We start from the raw sequence: 16,185 nt of genomic DNA on the forward strand, positions 1-16,185 counted from the left end.
ATACAGATCGCCGCGCAGGTTCTGCAGGGTCAGCAGGCCGCCCTGGCCCGTGGCCTTGAGTGCCGCGTTCTGGATCGGAAGCTTGTCGAGGGTCAATTGGCCGAAGGTCAGGTCGGCGTCCACGTCGAGTTTGCTCAAGCGCTCGACCGGCAAAAGGCGTTCGGAACTCCACGCGTCTTTGGTCGGTTTCTCCGGCAGCGGCGTGCTGCCCGCACCCGCCATGGCGTCGGCCTCGGTGCTGGCGACTTCAGCCTGACGCACCTGGGTCGCGCTGTTGGCTTCGGCGGATTTTGCTGGCAGATAGCGGTCGATGTTGAACGTGTCAGCCTTCAGGATTGCGMGTAGCGATTGCTTGGCGAAATCCTCAACAGCGATACGGCCGCTGAAACTGCTGTCATCGACTTTCAGATTGATATTGTCGAACGCCACGCTGCTCGGCGTGCCGGCCACGCGGCTGACCAGTTCGACTTTGCTCAGGCTGCCTTCAGCCATGGCCGGAAGTTGCTGGCCAATGCTGTCGACGAATTTCGCCAGGTCGAACTGGGCAATCGAAATGCCGCCGCTGATTTGCGGGGTCTTGTCGAGGTCGTTGACCTTGAGTTCACCCAGTGCGCGCAGTTGATTGGCAGAGATCTTGATACCGGTCCATTCAGCGACGTTCGCCGCTTTATCGAGCAGCAATTGCCCCTGTGCAGAGAACGTCATGGTCTTGCCCTGCAGCGGATCACCCGCGAGTTCGCCGGACATTTTCATGTCTTCAAATTTGTAGCGTTGCAAGGCGCGCTCGAAACGCAGTTCGCCATTGAGCTCGGTGCGTACGCGCAGAACCGGTTGGTTGGTGCCCAGGAATGCCGTGAGCTTGACCGGAATATTGGTCGAGTCGTGGACCGGGCCGGTGCTGAGCTGAATGCTCTCGGCGCTGAACTGCTTGCCCGTCTGCTCGTCGCTGTACTCAACGCGGGCGTTATTGACGGTCAGGCTGTCGATGTCCAGGCGCATGGGCTGGGCCGGTTTTTCCACTGGGGCCGTGGCCGCTGGCGAAGGCTCGCCGGTGGTGGTCGGCGTCGTGCTTGCAGTGGCTGGCGCGGGGACCTTGCCCACGTCCTGCCAGTTCCCGTGGCCATCCTTGTCGCGGGTCAGGCGCAGGTTCAGCCCTTCGACACGGACATCGCTCATCTGCACTTCTCGGCGCAGCAGCGGCAGCACGCGTACCGACAGACCCAGCATCTGCAAGTCGGCGAACGGCTCGGTTGGCTTGACCAGGGTCGCGACACTGGCGTCATGCAACTCCAGGCCAAGCCACGGGAACAGGCTCCAGCCGATGTCGCCATTGAGCGTCAGCTCGATGTGGGCCTTGTCGCGGGCAATCTGGCGAATCTCGTCTTTGTAGTCGTTGGGATCGAAGAGGTGGGTCAGGGCAAAGCCCAGCGCCACAATGATCAGCAACAGCCCGAGAAGCACCAGACCCAGGATTTTGCCGAACGCTTTCATGGGCGAGTCCTTGTAGTTAGTCGAATTCGAAATTTAGCCGGGGAGTATAGCGCTCCGAAGCGGACGACCGGTCAGGCGATCAATCGGGCAACACATCCAGCGGCAGTTTCAGCTTGGCCGCCAGCGCCTGGGCTTCAAGATGCCCGGCGGGGGCCAGCAGACGCAGGGTTGCGCCCGACTCAGAGGCCATTTTTTGCGCTTGGTTCACCAGGCGCTCGGCGACGCCACGCCGACGGGTAATTTTTCGTACACACAATTGAGACAAGTGCCAAACGTCCTGATTCCGCTGTAAACGCGCGGCGCCGAGCAGTCGATCATTGAAGCGTCCTGCGATCAGCGAGCCGTCCCGCAGGCAGCCTTCGATCAACTGCGCTTCCCCTGAAAACGGGGCGAACAGCCAAAGCGGAGCGTCGCGGTAAATTTTCTGCAGGTCTTGCTGATCCTGGTACGTGGCCTCGTTCAGCGGTTCGACAATGATCGGCATGGTGTCTCCTTAAGAGGTACGAGAACAGATGACTTACAAAAGGTGATATCAGTTTGGTTTTTATGTCACGTGCAAATGGTAACCTTTGCCCGTTCGTCCGTCCCGCTGCGACCAGATGTCGCACAAAAAGGCACTTCACCCAACAAAACGGTCATGCGTGCGCATGAAGGCCGGGGGCGAGGAGTGGCTGGCGAACCCTACTAATAATTGGGGGATACACAATGACCACGAGCATCACGGCGGACGGCCTTAACACCGGCCAGCCTGCGTTCCTGTCCAAGGAACGCATCATCGCCAAGCCCGGTTTCAACCGTTGGCTGGTACCACCGGCCGCCTTGGCCATCCACCTTTGCATCGGCATGGCCTACGGTTTTTCGGTGTTCTGGTTGCCACTGTCCAAAGCCTTGGGCGTCACCAAGCCCATGGCCTGCGCGCCGGACATGAGCTTCATCTCGCAAGTGTTTTCGTCGCAGTGCGACTGGCCGATTTCGATGCTCGGCTGGATCTACACCCTGTTCTTCATCTTCCTTGGCTGCTCGGCAGCGATCTGGGGTGGCTGGCTGGAACACGCCGGGCCGCGCAAGGCTGGCGTGGTATCGGCACTGTGCTGGTGTGGCGGTCTGCTGATTTCGGCGCTGGGGATTTATACCCACCAGATCTGGCTGATGTGGGTCGGTTCCGGGGTCATTGGCGGTATCGGCCTGGGGTTGGGCTATATCTCGCCGGTTTCGACGCTGATCAAATGGTTCCCGGACAAGCGCGGCATGGCGACCGGCATGGCGATCATGGGGTTTGGTGGTGGCGCGATGGTCGGTGCTCCGCTGGCCGCAGCCTTGATGGGCCATTTCGCTTCGCCAGACAGCGTCGGCGTATGGCAGAGCTTCCTGGTGATGGCTGCGATTTACTTCGTGTTCATGATCGGTGGCGCATTGTCGTACCGCGTTCCGCCAACCGGCTGGAAGCCTGAAGGCTGGACGGCCCCGGCGAAAAAAGCGGCGAACGCGATGATCACCCACCGTCACGTCCACGTGAACGTGGCGTGGAAAACTCCGCAGTTCCGTCTGGTGTGGCTGGTGCTGTGCCTGAACGTATCCGCCGGTATCGGCATCCTGGGCATGGCTTCGCCACTGCTGCAGGAAGTGTTCGGTGGAAAACTGATCGGTGTAGACCTGCCGTTTGGTCAGCTGGACGCCGGGCAACTGGCTTCGATTGCGGCGATTGCGGCCGGTTTCACCGGTTTGCTGAGTTTGTTCAACATCGGCGGCCGTTTCTTCTGGGCCTCGTTTTCCGATTACCTGGGCCGTAAAAACACCTACTTCGTGTTTTTCGCATTGGGTTTCGCGTTGTACGCGTTGATCCCGAACCTGGGTCATCTGGGCAACGTCGCGCTGTTCGTCGCCGCGTTCTGCATCATTCTGTCCATGTACGGCGGCGGTTTTGCGACCGTCCCGGCTTACCTGGCGGACCTGTTTGGTACGCAAATGGTCGGCGCGATCCACGGTCGTCTGTTGACCGCTTGGGCGGCGGCGGGCGTGTTGGGGCCGGTGTTGGTGAACTACCTGCGTGAGTATCAGTTGAGCATCGGCGTTGAACGCGCTGCCGCTTACGACATCACCTTGTACATCCTCGCAGGCCTGCTGGTGCTGGGTTTCCTGTGCAACCTGCTGGTGCGTCCGGTGGCTGACAAGTACTTCATGACCGACGCTGAACTGGCTGCCGAACAGGCGCTGGGTCATGACAAAGGTGCTGACAGCAGCACTGTGCTGGAATGGAAAGCCGATGCTGGCACCAAGCCGCTGGCCGTCGCTGCATGGCTGGTGGTGGGGGTTCCGTTGGCGTGGGGTGTGTGGGTGACCCTGCAGAAAACGGCGATCCTCTTCCACTAAGTAAACGCAGTACCCCTGTGGTTGATCGTTCCCACGCTCCGCGTGGGAATGCCTCCCGTGACGCTCCGCGTCACATACAGAGCGGACGCGGAGCGTCCAGGGCTGCACTCCCACGCAGAGCGTGGGAGCGATCAAAGCCCGAAATTCTGCGCACCAGGCCGCTTGTACGGACATGTCTATCCCCGACCACACGGGTTTCTATCCGTCAGTGATATCACCTCTCGTGTTTCTGTTTCGTGCCCGCGCCCCTATAATGGCTGCCTTTTTCGCCCAATGATTTTGCGGAGCTGGTGATGGCCGAACGTAAGGCGTCAGTCGAGCGCGACACTCTGGAAACCCAGATCAAAGCCTCGATCAACCTGGATGGCACCGGAAAGGCCCGATTTGATATCGGTGTTCCTTTTCTTGAGCACATGCTGGACCAGATCGCCCGTCACGGGCTGATCGACCTGGATATTGTCAGCAAGGGCGACCTGCATATCGACGACCACCACACCGTGGAAGACGTCGGTATCACCCTGGGTCAGGCTTTCGCCAAAGCCATCGGCGACAAGAAAGGCATCCGTCGCTACGGTCACGCCTACGTGCCGCTCGATGAAGCGCTGTCGCGCGTGGTGATCGACTTCTCCGGCCGCCCTGGCCTGCAGATGCACGTTCCCTACACCCGTGCCACCGTTGGCGGCTTCGACGTTGACCTGTTCCAGGAATTCTTCCAGGGCTTCGTCAACCACGCGCTGGTCAGCCTGCACATCGACAACCTGCGTGGCACCAACACCCACCACCAGATCGAAACCGTGTTCAAGGCATTCGGCCGCGCACTGCGCATGGCCGTAGAGCTCGATGACCGCATGGCCGGTCAGATGCCATCGACCAAAGGCGTTCTGTAATGCAGACGGTCGCGGTTATCGATTACGGCATGGGCAACCTGCACTCGGTGGCCAAGGCCCTCGAGCACGTCGGTGCCGGCAAGGTCTTGATCACCAGTGATGCCGACGTGATTCGCGAAGCTGACCGGGTGGTGTTCCCCGGCGTTGGCGCGATTCGCGATTGCATGGCGGAGATCCGTCGTCTTGGCTTTGATTCGCTGGTGCGTGAAGTCAGCCAGGACCGCCCGTTCCTCGGGATTTGCGTCGGCATGCAAGCCTTGCTCGACTCCAGCGAAGAGAACGATGGCGTTGACTGCATCGGCCTGTTCCCGGGGGCGGTGAAGTTCTTCGGCAAAGACCTGCATGAAGACGGCGAACACCTGAAAGTCCCGCACATGGGCTGGAACGAAGTGAAGCAGAAGGTCAGTCACCCGCTGTGGCACGACATTCCGGACATGGCGCGTTTCTACTTCGTGCACAGCTACTACATCGCCGCCGGCAACGCGCGGCAGGTGGTGGGCGGCGGTCATTACGGTGTCGATTTCGCTGCGGCGCTGGCCGAAGGCTCGCGTTTCGCCGTGCAGTTTCACCCGGAAAAGAGCCATACCCATGGCCTGCAATTGCTGCAGAACTTCGCCGCGTGGGATGGTCGCTGGTAAATGGCGGTCAAGAAGAAGCCACCGATCCTGACCCTCACGCCCGAACAGGAGCGCGAGGCCAATCACAAGATCAAGCGCTTCATGGAGGATCGCTTCGAACTGGACCTGGGTTCGTTCGAAGCGGCCGAAATCCTTGAGCTGTTTACCCGTGAAATTGCTCCGCACTATTACAACAGGGCGATTTTCGATGTGCAGACGCACCTCAAAGAGAGGTTCGAAAGCATCGAAAGCGACTTGTGGGCGCTCGAGAAAAACTGATTTCCGAGCGAAGCTGAATACTCGAATTTGAAGGTTTGCCAGATGCTGATTATTCCCGCTATCGATCTCAAAGACGGTGCCTGTGTTCGTCTGCGCCAGGGCCGCATGGAAGATTCCACGGTGTTCTCCGATGACCCGGTGAGCATGGCTGCCAAGTGGGTGGAGGGCGGTTGCCGTCGTCTGCATCTGGTCGACCTGAACGGCGCCTTCGAAGGCCAGCCAGTCAACGGCGAAGTGGTCACCGCTATCGCCAAGCGCTACCCGAACCTGCCGATCCAGATCGGCGGCGGTATCCGCTCGCTGGAAACCATCGAGCACTACGTCAAAGCCGGCGTCAGCTACGTGATCATCGGCACCAAGGCTGTGAAAGATCCGGCTTTCGTCGCTGAAGCCTGCCGTGCATTCCCGGGCAAGGTCATCGTTGGCCTCGATGCCAAAGACGGTTTTGTTGCCACCGACGGCTGGGCAGAAATCAGCACCGTTCAGGTCATCGACCTGGCCAAACAGTTCGAAGCCGACGGCGTGTCCGCGATCGTTTATACCGACATCGCCAAAGACGGCATGATGCAGGGCTGCAACGTACCGTTCACCGCCGCGCTGGCTGCTGCTACGCGCATTCCGGTGATCGCGTCCGGCGGTATTCACAATCTGGGTGACATCAAATCGCTGCTCGACGCGAAGGCGCCAGGCATCATCGGCGCGATCACCGGCCGGGCGATCTACGAAGGCACCCTCGATGTCGCCGAAGCGCAAGCTTTCTGCGATTCGTACAAAGGCTGAGGACTGACCATGGCGCTGGCCAAACGCATCATCCCTTGCCTGGACGTGGACAACGGCCGGGTCGTTAAAGGTGTGAAGTTCGAGAACATTCGCGACGCCGGCGACCCGGTGGAAATCGCCCGTCGTTATGACGAGCAAGGTGCCGACGAGATTACCTTTCTCGACATCACCGCCAGCGTCGACGGTCGCGACACCACACTGCACACCGTCGAGCGCATGGCCAGCCAGGTGTTCATTCCGCTGACCGTGGGCGGTGGCGTGCGTACTGTGCAGGACATTCGCAACCTGCTCAATGCCGGTGCCGACAAGGTTTCGATCAACACCGCGGCGGTGTTCAACCCGGAGTTTGTCGGTGAAGCCGCGCAGCATTTCGGTTCGCAGTGCATTGTCGTCGCCATCGACGCGAAGAAGGTCTCGGGACCTGGCGAAACCCCTCGCTGGGAAATCTTCACCCACGGCGGCCGCAAGCCAACCGGGCTCGACGCCGTTGAATGGGCGAAGAAGATGGAAGGCCTGGGCGCTGGCGAAATCCTGCTGACCAGCATGGATCAGGACGGCATGAAAAACGGTTTTGACCTCGGCGTCACTCGCGCCATCAGCGACGCGCTGGGCATTCCGGTGATCGCATCCGGCGGTGTCGGCAACTTGCAGCACTTGGCAGACGGCATCCTCGAAGGCCACGCCAGCGCGGTATTGGCGGCGAGTATTTTCCACTTCGGCGAATACACCGTGCAGGAAGCCAAGGCCTACATGGCTCATCGCGGCATCGTGATGCGTTAGGCTCCTACGAAAACTGCCTTCGCGACGATCATGCTGTATTGAAAGCGAGTTTGCTTGATCGCCGCTCGACGAGTTTTCGTACAGCGCCTAAACAAACGATACAGGCCAGTGGACATCATGGCGGGCTCAAGGCACTCTTGGGTACGCCATGGATTTCGGTAGCCAGACATGCTCAAACGCCTTCTTCTAGTCCTCGCCAGCGCCTCCCTGTTGTTTATCAATGGAGTGCGTGCCGCAGAAAGTCCCGGCACCGACCTGGTGTTGCTGACAGAAAATTTCCCGCCCTACAACATGGCCAAGAACGGCAAAAACTTTGCTCAGGGCGAGAATATCGATGGCATCGCCGTGGACATCGTCCGCGAGATGTTCAAGCGTGCCGATGTTACCTACAGCCTGACGCTGCGCTTCCCTTGGGAGCGGGTCTACAAACTCGCGCTGGAAAACCCCGGTTACGGTGCATTCGTGATGGCGCGGTTGCCGGACCGCGAGAGACTCTTCAAGTGGGTCGGGCCGATCGGTCCGGACGACTGGATCATGCTGGCCAAGGCTGACAGCACTATCACCCTCGAAACCCTGGATGACGCGCGAAAGTACAAAATCGGCGCTTACAAGGGCGATGCCATTGCCATGACACTGGCCAAGCAAGGCTTGAAACCGGTGGTGGTCCTGCGCGATCAGGACAACGCGAAGAAGCTGGTCAGCGGCCAGATCGATCTGTGGGCCACCGGTGATCCGGCCGGGCGTTATCTGGCGCGTCAGGAAGGTGTGAGCGGGCTCAAGACCGTTCTGCGCTTCAACAGCGCCGAGCTGTATCTGGCACTGAACAAAGAAGTGCCGGACGAAACGGTGGCCAAACTGCAGGCTGCGCTGGATCAGTTGCGTAAAGAAGGCAAGGTGGACGAGATCATGGCGCGGTATCTCTAGGGGGCACTGATCGTTCCCACGCAGAGCGTGGGAACGATCCCGCTTCAACGGTACACGCCGTCCTTGCCATGAGCCGCTGTCGCCCGATTGCCGCGCACGCTGATCATCTGCTTGATATCAATCCACTCGATTCCCTGAGCTTTCAGCTTCGGCAACTCCCGCTCCAGCACCGCCAGCGTCTGCGGGTACGGATGCCCGATCATCACCGCCGCCCCCTGCTTTCGCGCCAGATTGATCGCCGTTTGCAGCTGCGTGAAAATCGCCGCCTCGGTTCGCTCATCATCCAGAAACACATCCCGCGATACGCTCGCCAAGCCAATTTTCTGTGCCTGGGCGGCGGCAACGGTTTGCGCACTGGTACGGCTGTCGACGAAGAACTTGTGGCGCTGCTGCAAGTCCGCCATCAACCAGGCCATGGCGGCCGGTTGGGCAGTCATCCGGCTGCCCATGTGGTTGTTGATCCCGGCGGTGTAAGGCACAACCTTGAACGCCGCGCTCAGGCGTTTTTCCAGCTCCTCGATGGGCAGGTCAGGATGCCAGGCGAACGGACCGGTCGCCGGGTCCATGGGCATGTGCAGGATCACGATTTTGCCGGCGCGATGGGCTTCGCGGGCGAACTCGGTGGCATGGGGGGTGTCGGGCATGATCGCCGTGGTCACCGGGCCGGGCAGGGCGAGCACGCGGCGATCCCGGGGCAGGTTCTGCCCCAGGTCGTCGATGATCAGGCTCAGGTAGGCTTTTTGAGAAGGCGTTTCGACGGGCGCTGCGTGAACAGCACCCGCCAGGCAGAGACACAGCCCCAGGATAAACCGCTGGAACATCTCAGCGGCCGGAGGTGATGCTCAACCCTTTGAGCAGGCTCAAGGCCTGGGCCAACTGGTAATCATCATCCTGCGGCATGGCCTTGGGTTTGCCGCTGGAGCTGGTCGGTTTGTCGGCGCCGCCGTTGCCATTACCCAGGTGACCTTGCAGGTCGGCTTCCTTGAAGTATTCGCCGTCCTGCTCGTTGGTGATCTTGGCCTTGCGCACTTCGATGTCTGGAACGATGCCCTGGGCCTGGATCGAGCGGCCATTGGGCGTGAAGTACAGCGCGGTGGTGATCTTCAGTGCGCGATCGTTGTTCAGTGGCAGCACGGTTTGCACCGAGCCTTTGCCGAAACTGGTGGTACCCATCACCACGGCACGCTTCTGGTCCTGCAAGGCGCCAGCAACAATCTCCGAGGCCGAGGCACTGCCGCCGTTGATCAGCACGACCATTGGCACGGCTTCGCTTTCGTCCTTGCCCGTCGCATTGAAGCGCAGTTCGGAGTTGGCGATACGGCCCTTCGTGTAGACGATCAAGCCCTTGGTGATGAAGTGATCGACCACTTCCACCGCGGACTGCAGCACACCGCCCGGGTTGTTGCGCAGGTCGAGGATGATGCCTTTGAGCTTCTTGCCGTTTTCCTTGCGCAGCTTGGACAGGGCCTRGGAAACCTCTTCGCCGGTCTTGACCTGGAACTGAGTGATGCGGATGTAGCCGTAGCCGGATTCCAGCAACTGCGACTTCACGCTCTTCACTTGAATGATGGCGCGGGCCAGGGTCACGTCGAACGGCGGGCCGCCATCGCGCACCAGGGTCAGGGTGATTTTCTGGCCGATCTTGCCGCGCATCTTGTCCACGGCTTCGGTCATGCTCTGGCCGCGAGTCGGCTGGCCGTTGATTTTGACGATGAAGTCGCCGGCCTGAATACCCGCCTTGGAGGCCGGGGTGTCATCGATCGGCGAAACCACCTTGATGAAACCGTCTTCGGCGCCGACTTCGATGCCCAGACCGCCGAATTCACCGCTGGTGCTTTCCTGCAACTCGGCGAAGTCTTCCGGGCCCAGGTAGGCGGAGTGTGGGTCGAGGTTGCTGAGCATGCCTTTGATCGCGTTTTCAAGCAGGGTCTTGTCGTCCACCGGTTCGACATAGGCAGCCTTGATCCGGTCCATGACCTCGGCAAAGGTGCGCAGTTCTTCCAGCGGCAACGGCGCCTTGGTCGTCGCGGCAGTGCCCGCAGGCGCGACTGCCGGGGCCGGCTGAGCGGCGAACGCCAGAGGCGCGCCGATCACCAGGGCGATCGTCAGGGCCAGCGAGGTAAGGCGGGACAAATGCAGCATGTCTAACGAACTCCTGAATTAGGCGGCACGCTTATCCTTGCGCGCGGCACCATTGCGCCGGATCACTCGGGTGACCCTGCTGACGAATAGCGAAATACAGCGCTGGTGTGTCCTGCCCGCCACTGTTGCCGACAGTGGAGATGGACTCACCGGCTTTTACGACGTCACCCGCAGACTTGAGCAGCGTCTGGTTGTGACCATAAAGACTCAAAAAACCGTTGCCGTGGTCGAGAATCACCAGCAGCCCGGCGCCCCGCAACCAGTCGGCAAACACCACGCGACCGCCGTGCACGGCATGCACCTGGCTGCCGGCGGAGGCGCTGATCATCACGCCGTCCCACTTGGTGCGGGCGTCGTCGCCACGGGTTTCACCGAAACGTGCCAGCAGTCGACCATCAACTGGCCAGGGAAGTTTTCCCCGGGTTGACGCGAAAGGGCCGCCAAAGGTCTCGCCTGAACTTGAAACCAGAGCGCCGGGTGTCGATTTAACCGGTTTGTGTGGGGCGTCGGTAGTCTCTGCATCTGCTGCAGCCTGCGCCTCACGTAAACGCTTTTTTTCGGCTTCCTGCTGGGCGATCAGCGCTTTTTGCCGCGCTTCTTCTGCCTCACGGGCCTGGCGAGCCAAGGTTTCTTCAATGGTTTTAAGGACTTTAGACAGGTCTGCCTGATCCTGCTCGCGGGATGCCAGTTTCTGGTCGCGAGCCTTTACGTCGTCGCTGAGCTTGGCCAGGACTTTCTGGCGCTCCTGACGGACTTTATCGAGTTCGTCACGCTGGCTGTCGAGGCTGCTCTTCTGCACCAGCAATTGCGCCTGCTGCGCGGCAATGTCTTTTTCGACATTGGCCAGTTGGCGCAGGGTTTCGTTGAAATTCTTCAGCTGCTCCAGGCGCGCCTGGCTCAGGTAATCGTAATAGGTGAGGGTGCGGGCGAATTTTTCCGGGTTTTGCTGGTTCAGCAGTAGCTTCAAATACTCCTGACGGCCATTTTGATAGGCCGCACGGGCCTGGATAGCGATCAGTCGTTGCTGTTCAATGCGCGCGCTCTGGAGTTTTTTTTTCTCCGCATCGAGTCGCTGCAGCTCGGATTCGCTTTTCTTCAGCTCTTTTTGCAGGGCATCGACCTGCTTCTCGAGCTTGCCCATTTCGGTTTCGGTGCCTTTGAGTTCTTTTTGAACACCGGATTTCTCTTCCTGCAACTTGCCCAGCAGTTTTTTCAGCTCGGCAATGTCCTGACGCGTGGCGTCCAACTGTTGTTGGGTTTGCTCGCGCTCGTCAGCAAAAGCCGGTTGGAGCAGGCAAGTCAGTGCGAGGGCTATCAGGACGCGAAGCATAGAGGCGGGCGGCACCAGGGAAAGGGACGGCCTAGTATGCCCGCCAAGCGTGGCAAAAAAAATGCCCAATTGGGACTGTGTGATAACTGGGCTGGGATACATCTGCAAATAATCTTTAAAACCACCACAAACCACTGTGGGAGCGGGCTTGCCCGCGATAGCTTTCGACCATTCAATATGTATGTTGGCGGTCAGATTGCTATCGCGGGCAAGCCCGCTCCTACAGGTTTTTTGGTGTTTGGAGGTTTGATTACACCAGAATCGAAGTCCCGGTCATTTCCGCCGGTTGTTCCAGGCCCAGCAACTTCAGCATGGTCGGCGCTACATCCGCCAGGACGCCGCCTTCGCGAACCTTCAGGTCTCGCTTGCCGAAATAGATGAAAGGCACCGGCTCGGTGGTGTGGGCGGTGTGTGCCTGGCCAGTGGTTTCATCGGACATTTGCTCGACGTTGCCGTGGTCAGCGGTGATCAGCGCTTCGCCGCCGACTTTTTCCAGCGCATCGACGACGCGGCCGACGCACTGGTCCAGGCATTCCACTGCCTTGACCGCTGCTTCGAACACGCCGCTGTGGCCGACCATGTCGCCGTTGGCGTAGTTGACCACGATCACGTCGTAACGCTGGTTTTCGATGGCATCGACGATGCGGTCGGTGACTTCAGGTGCGCTCATTTCCGGCTGCAAGTCATAGGTAGCGACTTTTGGCGACGGGATCAGGATGCGTTCTTCGCCCGGGAACGGTTCTTCGCGACCGCCGGAGAAGAAGAAGGTCACGTGGGCGTACTTCTCGGTTTCAGCGATGCGCAATTGAGTTTTGCCGTTTTTTGCCAGGTAGTCGCCCAGCACGTTTTCCAGGCTGCCCGCGGCAAACGCCGACGGCGCAGGGATGCTGGCGGCGTATTGGGTCAGCATGACGAAGCCGGCCAGTTTCGGCTGACGGCTGCGTTCGAACTCGTTGAAACCGTCTTCGACGAACACGCGAGTCAGTTCACGGGCGCGGTCAGCGCGGAAGTTCATGAACACCACGGCGTCGCCGTCTTCTACTTTTACCGGCTCACCGATGGAGGTGGCTTTGACGAATTCGTCGCTCTCGCCACGCTCGTAAGCGGCTTGCAGGCCTTCCTGGGCGGTGGCGGCGTTGAATTCGCCGTTGCCGTCGACAATCAGGTTGTAGGCCTGGGCCACGCGGTCCCAACGATTATCGCGGTCCATGGCGAAGTAACGGCCAATGATGCTGGCGATCCGGCCTTTGCCCAGCGCCTGGAAGCTGGCGTCGAGCAATTCGATGGACGACTGTGCGCTTTTAGGCGGGGTGTCGCGACCGTCGAGGAAGGCGTGCAGGTAGATTTTCTCGGCGCCGCGCTTGAATGCCAGTTCCGCCATGGCGATGAGGTGGTCCTGGTGGCTGTGAACGCCGCCATCGGACAGCAGGCCCATGAAATGCACGGCTTTGCCGGCAGCGACGGCTTTGTCCACGGCGGCGCAGATGGTCGGGTTCTCGAAGAACTCGCCGTCACGGATCGATTTGGTCACGCGCGTGAAGTCCTGATACACCACGCGGCCGGCGCCGAGATTCATGTGGCCGACTTCGGAGTTGCCCATCTGGCCGTCCGGCAGGCCGACGTCCATGCCACTGCCGGAGATCAGGCCGTTCGGCACGGTGGCCCACAGACGGTCCAGCACGGGCTTCTTGGCCGCAAAGATGGCATTGGATTCAGGGCTCTCACTGTGACCGAAGCCATCGAGAATAATCAGGACCAAAGGTTTAGGCGTGGTAGTCATGGATTCACTCTGGCTCAAGTTAAAAGAGGGCGATGGAAAAGGGAGTGGCAGTTTAAAGCGAAGTTCCGGCCACGTCACCGCCGGACGGGGTTTGGCCCACCATAGTGGCTGTGTATACTGGCCGACATTTTAACGCCCTGGAACCTCCTTCGATGGTTGCTCACCTGATTGAATTTGCCACTAACCACTACATTCTTGTCGGTATCTTCGTCGTACTGCTGGCGTCGCTGATTGCCTATCAAATGCAAGGCGGCGGCCGTAGCCTGAGCACCGGTGAACTGACCGGGCTGGTCAACAAGGACGCGGGCGTTGTGATCGACATTCGGTCGACCAAGGACTTTGCCGCTGGTCACATCGTTGGCGCGGTGAACATTCCTCACGACAAACTGACCGCTCGCATCGGCGAACTGGAAAAGCACAAGGCCAAGACCATTATCCTGGTCGACGCCATGGGCCAGACCGCCGGTACGCACGCTCGCGAGCTGATGAAATCCGGCTTCACCGCCGCCAAGCTCTCCGGTGGTATTTCCAGCTGGAAGGGCGACAACCTGCCGCTGGTGAAGTGATATGAGCAACGTCGTCGTCTACTCCAGCGATTACTGCCCTTACTGTTCGCGAGCCAAGTACCTGCTCGAGAACAAAGGTGTGGCCTTCGAAGAGATCAAGGTCGATGGCAAGCCGCAGGTGCGCGCCGCCATGGCCCAGAAAGCCGGACGTACGTCCGTGCCGCAGATCTGGATCGGCAGCACCCACGTGGGCGGTTGTGATGATTTGTTTGCCCTTGAGCGCGCCGGTAAGCTCGACGCAATGCTCAAGGCCTGAATGCCTTCCCTATAAGACCCCAAGATCAGAAAGGATCTGAGATGACTGACCAACAGAACACTGCAGCTAGCGAAGAAGAAACCGCACCGCAATTCTCCTTGCAGCGCATCTACGTACGCGACTTGTCCTTCGAAGCCCCGAAAAGCCCGGCAATTTTCCGCCAGCAGTGGGAACCGAGCGTCGGTCTGGATCTGAACACTCGTCAAAAGACCCTGGAAGGTGACTTCCACGAGGTCGTGCTGACCCTGTCGGTTACCGTGAAGAACGGTGAAAACGGCGAAGTGGCGTTCATTGCTGAAGTGCAACAGGCCGGGATCTTCCTGATCAAGAACCTGGACGACGCTTCGATGAGCCACACCCTCGGCGCGTTCTGCCCGAACATCCTGTTCCCGTACGCTCGTGAAACCCTGGACAGCCTGGTCACCCGTGGCTCGTTCCCGGCCCTGATGCTGGCGCCAGTGAACTTCGACGCGCTGTATGCGCAAGAGCTGCAGCGCATGCAGGCTGCGGGCGAGACGCCGACCGTTCAATAAACGGCGCTGCTGAAAATCGCGGGCAAGCCCGCTCCCACAGGGTTGTGCGAAACCTGTGGGAGCGGGCTTGCCCGCGATTGTTTCTGTCCGGCGAAAATGATCTTGGGGTTACTTGAAGCCGTTCTGGCGCCACGCTTCGTACACGGCGACCGCCACGGTGTTCGACAGGTTCAGGCTGCGACAGCCTTCACGCATCGGTAAGCGCAGGCGCTGTTCCGCAGGCAAGGCGTCGAGCACGTCGGCCGGCAAGCCGCGGCTTTCCGGGCCGAACAGAAAGGCGTCGCCCTCGGCGAAGCTGGCATCGTGGAAGGGCCGCGAGCCCTTGGTGGTGAAGGCGAACAGCCGAGGATGACCGAGGCTCTCCAGGCAACTGGCGAGGTCTGCGTGACGTTGCAGGGTGGCATACTCGTGGTAATCGAGACCGGCCCGGCGCAGGCGCTTGTCGTCCATCTCGAAGCCTAGCGGTTCGATCAAATGCAGGTGGCAGCCACTGTTGGCGCACAGCCTGATAACGTTGCCGGTATTCGGCGGAATTTCTGGTTGAAAAAGGATGACGTGAAACATGCACGGCTCCGAAGGTAAAGATGACGGGCATTCTACGCCGCCAAAGGACCCGCGTTCGAAACTATTCCCGCGAGTGCTTGGTTCGCTGGCGATTGTCGGAATGATGGTGGGGCTGATGATCGGTCGCCTGACCGCGCCCGACCCGACTGTTTTGCAGCAGGTCGAGGTCACAAGCGACGGGCTGGTGGCGTGGTTCAACAACGAACCCAAGAGCCACGGCGAGTTCGTGGACGGTAGTCTCGCGCTGCTGTTCGAGGCTGAGGGCAAGGCGCAGAAAGGTCAGCTCAGGCTCGGCGACAAAAGCGTCAACTGGCGGGTGCGTTTGAGTGATGGGGGGTTGTTGCTGTCGGTGGTGGCGGCCCGGCCGCTGCAAGGCGAATGGGCCGGCAGCGAGGTCGATGACCGCTGGCGGTTGGAGATCCATCTCCGGGAGCAATAAAAGAGGGAATCCCCGGCCTGCCTGTACCAAGGTTCCCAAAACGGCAGGGCTCGCGCATTGCGTCGTGAGCCCGGTGTAAAGAAGGAACCCCTGACCTGCCTGTATCAAGGGCCCCAAAACTGTTTGGGCTCGTCGCTTGTGCGGTGTGAGCCCGATGTTAAAGAGGGGAATCCCCGGCCTGCCTGTACCAAGGTCCCCGAAACCGGGTAGTGAACCGAATCACTGAATGGACTGTTGCAGGGGGCGTGCCAGGTTTTAACAATTTGGTACAGAAAGCCGTCCTTGAACGCGCAAAGCCCCGTATTTCGGGGCTTTCGTGTTTTTTCGAGTGGGGTTCAATTGCGAAAAAATGCGAGGTTGTGAATCAGTCTTTGTGCGCGATTGCGGTTCACGGTGCATTGCCACGGTGCACCAGGCCCCTAAAAGCATCGCGGGCAAGCCTTGCTC

The 16,185-nt window shown here is 59.9% G+C and carries 18 protein-coding genes; 11 read left to right on the top strand and 7 right to left on the bottom strand.

Translation table 11 applies throughout. The features are described 5' to 3' along the window. Positions 1 to 1,491, bottom strand: a 1,491-nt coding sequence (locus AC1D2P_RS27135; protein ID WP_477811686.1) for an AsmA family protein, incomplete at its 3' end; no start/stop codon positions are given. 79 nt (positions 1,492 to 1,570) lie between these two features. Further along, positions 1,571 to 1,975, bottom strand: coding sequence for an acetyl-CoA sensor PanZ family protein (locus AC1D2P_RS27140; protein WP_046031244.1), 405 nt, complete (start codon positions 1,973 to 1,975; stop codon positions 1,571 to 1,573). Between the two features lie 221 nt (positions 1,976 to 2,196). On the opposite strand from AC1D2P_RS27140, the gene AC1D2P_RS27145 reads away from it, so the two are divergent. The 7 genes from AC1D2P_RS27145 to AC1D2P_RS27175 all read left to right on the top strand — a co-directional run bounded on the left by AC1D2P_RS27145 (position 2,197) and on the right by AC1D2P_RS27175 (position 8,128). Next, on the top strand, positions 2,197 to 3,861 hold the full coding sequence (locus AC1D2P_RS27145) for an OFA family MFS transporter (protein WP_109785341.1): 1,665 nt from the start codon (positions 2,197 to 2,199) through the stop codon (positions 3,859 to 3,861). Between the two features lie 293 nt (positions 3,862 to 4,154). Continuing rightward, on the top strand, positions 4,155 to 4,748 hold the full coding sequence (gene hisB / locus AC1D2P_RS27150; protein WP_003218037.1) for an imidazoleglycerol-phosphate dehydratase HisB: 594 nt from the start codon (positions 4,155 to 4,157) through the stop codon (positions 4,746 to 4,748). Next, entirely contained in the window at positions 4,748 to 5,386 is a 639-nt protein-coding gene (hisH, locus tag AC1D2P_RS27155; protein ID WP_046031242.1) for an imidazole glycerol phosphate synthase subunit HisH, read from the top strand. Before hisB ends, hisH begins: the two co-directional genes overlap by 1 nt. Beyond that, positions 5,387 to 5,644 (top strand): DUF2164 domain-containing protein, encoded by a 258-nt coding sequence (locus tag AC1D2P_RS27160; protein ID WP_077432287.1) that lies wholly within the window; start codon positions 5,387 to 5,389, stop codon positions 5,642 to 5,644. It begins immediately after the preceding gene. 42 nt (positions 5,645 to 5,686) lie between these two features. Beyond that, positions 5,687 to 6,424 (top strand): 1-(5-phosphoribosyl)-5-[(5-phosphoribosylamino)methylideneamino]imidazole-4-carboxamide isomerase, encoded by a 738-nt coding sequence (gene hisA, locus AC1D2P_RS27165; protein ID WP_017336056.1) that lies wholly within the window; start codon positions 5,687 to 5,689, stop codon positions 6,422 to 6,424. Positions 6,425 to 6,433: 9 nt separating this feature from the next. Beyond that, positions 6,434 to 7,204, top strand: coding sequence for an imidazole glycerol phosphate synthase subunit HisF (gene hisF, locus AC1D2P_RS27170; RefSeq protein WP_007897430.1), 771 nt, complete (start codon positions 6,434 to 6,436; stop codon positions 7,202 to 7,204). Between the two features lie 168 nt (positions 7,205 to 7,372). Continuing rightward, complete coding sequence (locus AC1D2P_RS27175; protein WP_046031240.1) at positions 7,373 to 8,128, top strand: substrate-binding periplasmic protein; 756 nt, start codon at positions 7,373 to 7,375, stop codon at positions 8,126 to 8,128. Between the two features lie 44 nt (positions 8,129 to 8,172). On the opposite strand, the gene AC1D2P_RS27180 is transcribed toward AC1D2P_RS27175, so the two are convergent. The 4 genes from AC1D2P_RS27180 to gpmI all read right to left on the bottom strand — a co-directional run bounded on the left by AC1D2P_RS27180 (position 8,173) and on the right by gpmI (position 13,380). Further along, a complete protein-coding gene (locus tag AC1D2P_RS27180) occupies positions 8,173 to 8,949 on the bottom strand; it encodes a divergent polysaccharide deacetylase family protein (RefSeq protein WP_109785343.1) in 777 nt (258 codons plus the stop codon). Between the two features lies 1 nt (position 8,950). After that, complete coding sequence (locus tag AC1D2P_RS27185) at positions 8,951 to 10,270, bottom strand: S41 family peptidase (protein ID WP_477811687.1); 1,320 nt, start codon at positions 10,268 to 10,270, stop codon at positions 8,951 to 8,953. 31 nt (positions 10,271 to 10,301) lie between these two features. Continuing rightward, positions 10,302 to 11,600, bottom strand: a complete 1,299-nt coding sequence (locus AC1D2P_RS27190) for a murein hydrolase activator EnvC family protein (RefSeq protein WP_109785345.1) — start codon at positions 11,598 to 11,600, stop codon at positions 10,302 to 10,304. Between the two features lie 250 nt (positions 11,601 to 11,850). After that, on the bottom strand, positions 11,851 to 13,380 hold the full coding sequence (gene gpmI, locus AC1D2P_RS27195; RefSeq protein ID WP_077432290.1) for a 2,3-bisphosphoglycerate-independent phosphoglycerate mutase: 1,530 nt from the start codon (positions 13,378 to 13,380) through the stop codon (positions 11,851 to 11,853). A 152-nt stretch (positions 13,381 to 13,532) separates the two neighbouring features. Between gpmI and AC1D2P_RS27200 the strand changes: the two genes are divergently transcribed. From AC1D2P_RS27200 to secB, 3 genes are read left to right on the top strand one after another with little or no spacing between them, the layout of a single operon-like run. Continuing rightward, a complete protein-coding gene (locus AC1D2P_RS27200) occupies positions 13,533 to 13,946 on the top strand; it encodes a rhodanese-like domain-containing protein (RefSeq protein WP_077432291.1) in 414 nt (137 codons plus the stop codon). A gap of 1 nt (position 13,947) precedes the next feature. Further along, the gene (gene grxC / locus AC1D2P_RS27205) at positions 13,948 to 14,202 is read left to right on the top strand and encodes a glutaredoxin 3 (protein ID WP_008149430.1); all 255 of its coding nucleotides are present in this window, start codon (positions 13,948 to 13,950) and stop codon (positions 14,200 to 14,202) included. A gap of 41 nt (positions 14,203 to 14,243) precedes the next feature. After that, on the top strand, positions 14,244 to 14,735 hold the full coding sequence (gene secB / locus AC1D2P_RS27210; RefSeq protein WP_046031234.1) for a protein-export chaperone SecB: 492 nt from the start codon (positions 14,244 to 14,246) through the stop codon (positions 14,733 to 14,735). A 108-nt stretch (positions 14,736 to 14,843) separates the two neighbouring features. Here the strand turns inward: secB and trmL are convergent, their stop codons facing one another. Then, positions 14,844 to 15,299 (bottom strand): tRNA (uridine(34)/cytosine(34)/5-carboxymethylaminomethyluridine(34)-2'-O)-methyltransferase TrmL, encoded by a 456-nt coding sequence (gene trmL, locus AC1D2P_RS27215; RefSeq protein WP_046031233.1) that lies wholly within the window; start codon positions 15,297 to 15,299, stop codon positions 14,844 to 14,846. Between trmL and AC1D2P_RS27220 the strand changes: the two genes are divergently transcribed. Further along, positions 15,298 to 15,738, top strand: coding sequence for a hypothetical protein (locus AC1D2P_RS27220; RefSeq protein ID WP_046031232.1), 441 nt, complete (start codon positions 15,298 to 15,300; stop codon positions 15,736 to 15,738). The two genes, trmL and AC1D2P_RS27220, sit on opposite strands and share 2 nt — an antisense overlap. The last annotated feature ends 447 nt before the right edge of the window (positions 15,739 to 16,185 follow it).

It is taken from the genome of Pseudomonas sp. P1_F1_2 (assembly GCF_056405815.1).

What these genes read in the sequence shown, in the direction of transcription:
- AC1D2P_RS27140 (WP_046031244.1), bottom strand. Translation starts at nt 1,975, where the DNA reads ATGCCGATCATTGTCGAACCGCTGAACGAGGCCACGTACCAGGATCAG.
- AC1D2P_RS27145 (WP_109785341.1), top strand. Translation starts at nt 2,197, where the DNA reads ATGACCACGAGCATCACGGCGGACGGCCTTAACACCGGCCAGCCTGCG.
- hisB (WP_003218037.1), top strand. Translation starts at nt 4,155, where the DNA reads ATGGCCGAACGTAAGGCGTCAGTCGAGCGCGACACTCTGGAAACCCAG.
- hisH (WP_046031242.1), top strand. Translation starts at nt 4,748, where the DNA reads ATGCAGACGGTCGCGGTTATCGATTACGGCATGGGCAACCTGCACTCG.
- AC1D2P_RS27160 (WP_077432287.1), top strand. Translation starts at nt 5,387, where the DNA reads ATGGCGGTCAAGAAGAAGCCACCGATCCTGACCCTCACGCCCGAACAG.
- hisA (WP_017336056.1), top strand. Translation starts at nt 5,687, where the DNA reads ATGCTGATTATTCCCGCTATCGATCTCAAAGACGGTGCCTGTGTTCGT.
- hisF (WP_007897430.1), top strand. Translation starts at nt 6,434, where the DNA reads ATGGCGCTGGCCAAACGCATCATCCCTTGCCTGGACGTGGACAACGGC.
- AC1D2P_RS27175 (WP_046031240.1), top strand. Translation starts at nt 7,373, where the DNA reads ATGCTCAAACGCCTTCTTCTAGTCCTCGCCAGCGCCTCCCTGTTGTTT.
- AC1D2P_RS27180 (WP_109785343.1), bottom strand. Translation starts at nt 8,949, where the DNA reads ATGTTCCAGCGGTTTATCCTGGGGCTGTGTCTCTGCCTGGCGGGTGCT.
- AC1D2P_RS27190 (WP_109785345.1), bottom strand. Translation starts at nt 11,600, where the DNA reads ATGCTTCGCGTCCTGATAGCCCTCGCACTGACTTGCCTGCTCCAACCG.
- gpmI (WP_077432290.1), bottom strand. Translation starts at nt 13,380, where the DNA reads ATGACTACCACGCCTAAACCTTTGGTCCTGATTATTCTCGATGGCTTC.
- AC1D2P_RS27200 (WP_077432291.1), top strand. Translation starts at nt 13,533, where the DNA reads ATGGTTGCTCACCTGATTGAATTTGCCACTAACCACTACATTCTTGTC.
- grxC (WP_008149430.1), top strand. Translation starts at nt 13,948, where the DNA reads ATGAGCAACGTCGTCGTCTACTCCAGCGATTACTGCCCTTACTGTTCG.
- secB (WP_046031234.1), top strand. Translation starts at nt 14,244, where the DNA reads ATGACTGACCAACAGAACACTGCAGCTAGCGAAGAAGAAACCGCACCG.
- AC1D2P_RS27220 (WP_046031232.1), top strand. Translation starts at nt 15,298, where the DNA reads ATGCACGGCTCCGAAGGTAAAGATGACGGGCATTCTACGCCGCCAAAG.
- trmL (WP_046031233.1), bottom strand. Translation starts at nt 15,299, where the DNA reads ATGTTTCACGTCATCCTTTTTCAACCAGAAATTCCGCCGAATACCGGC.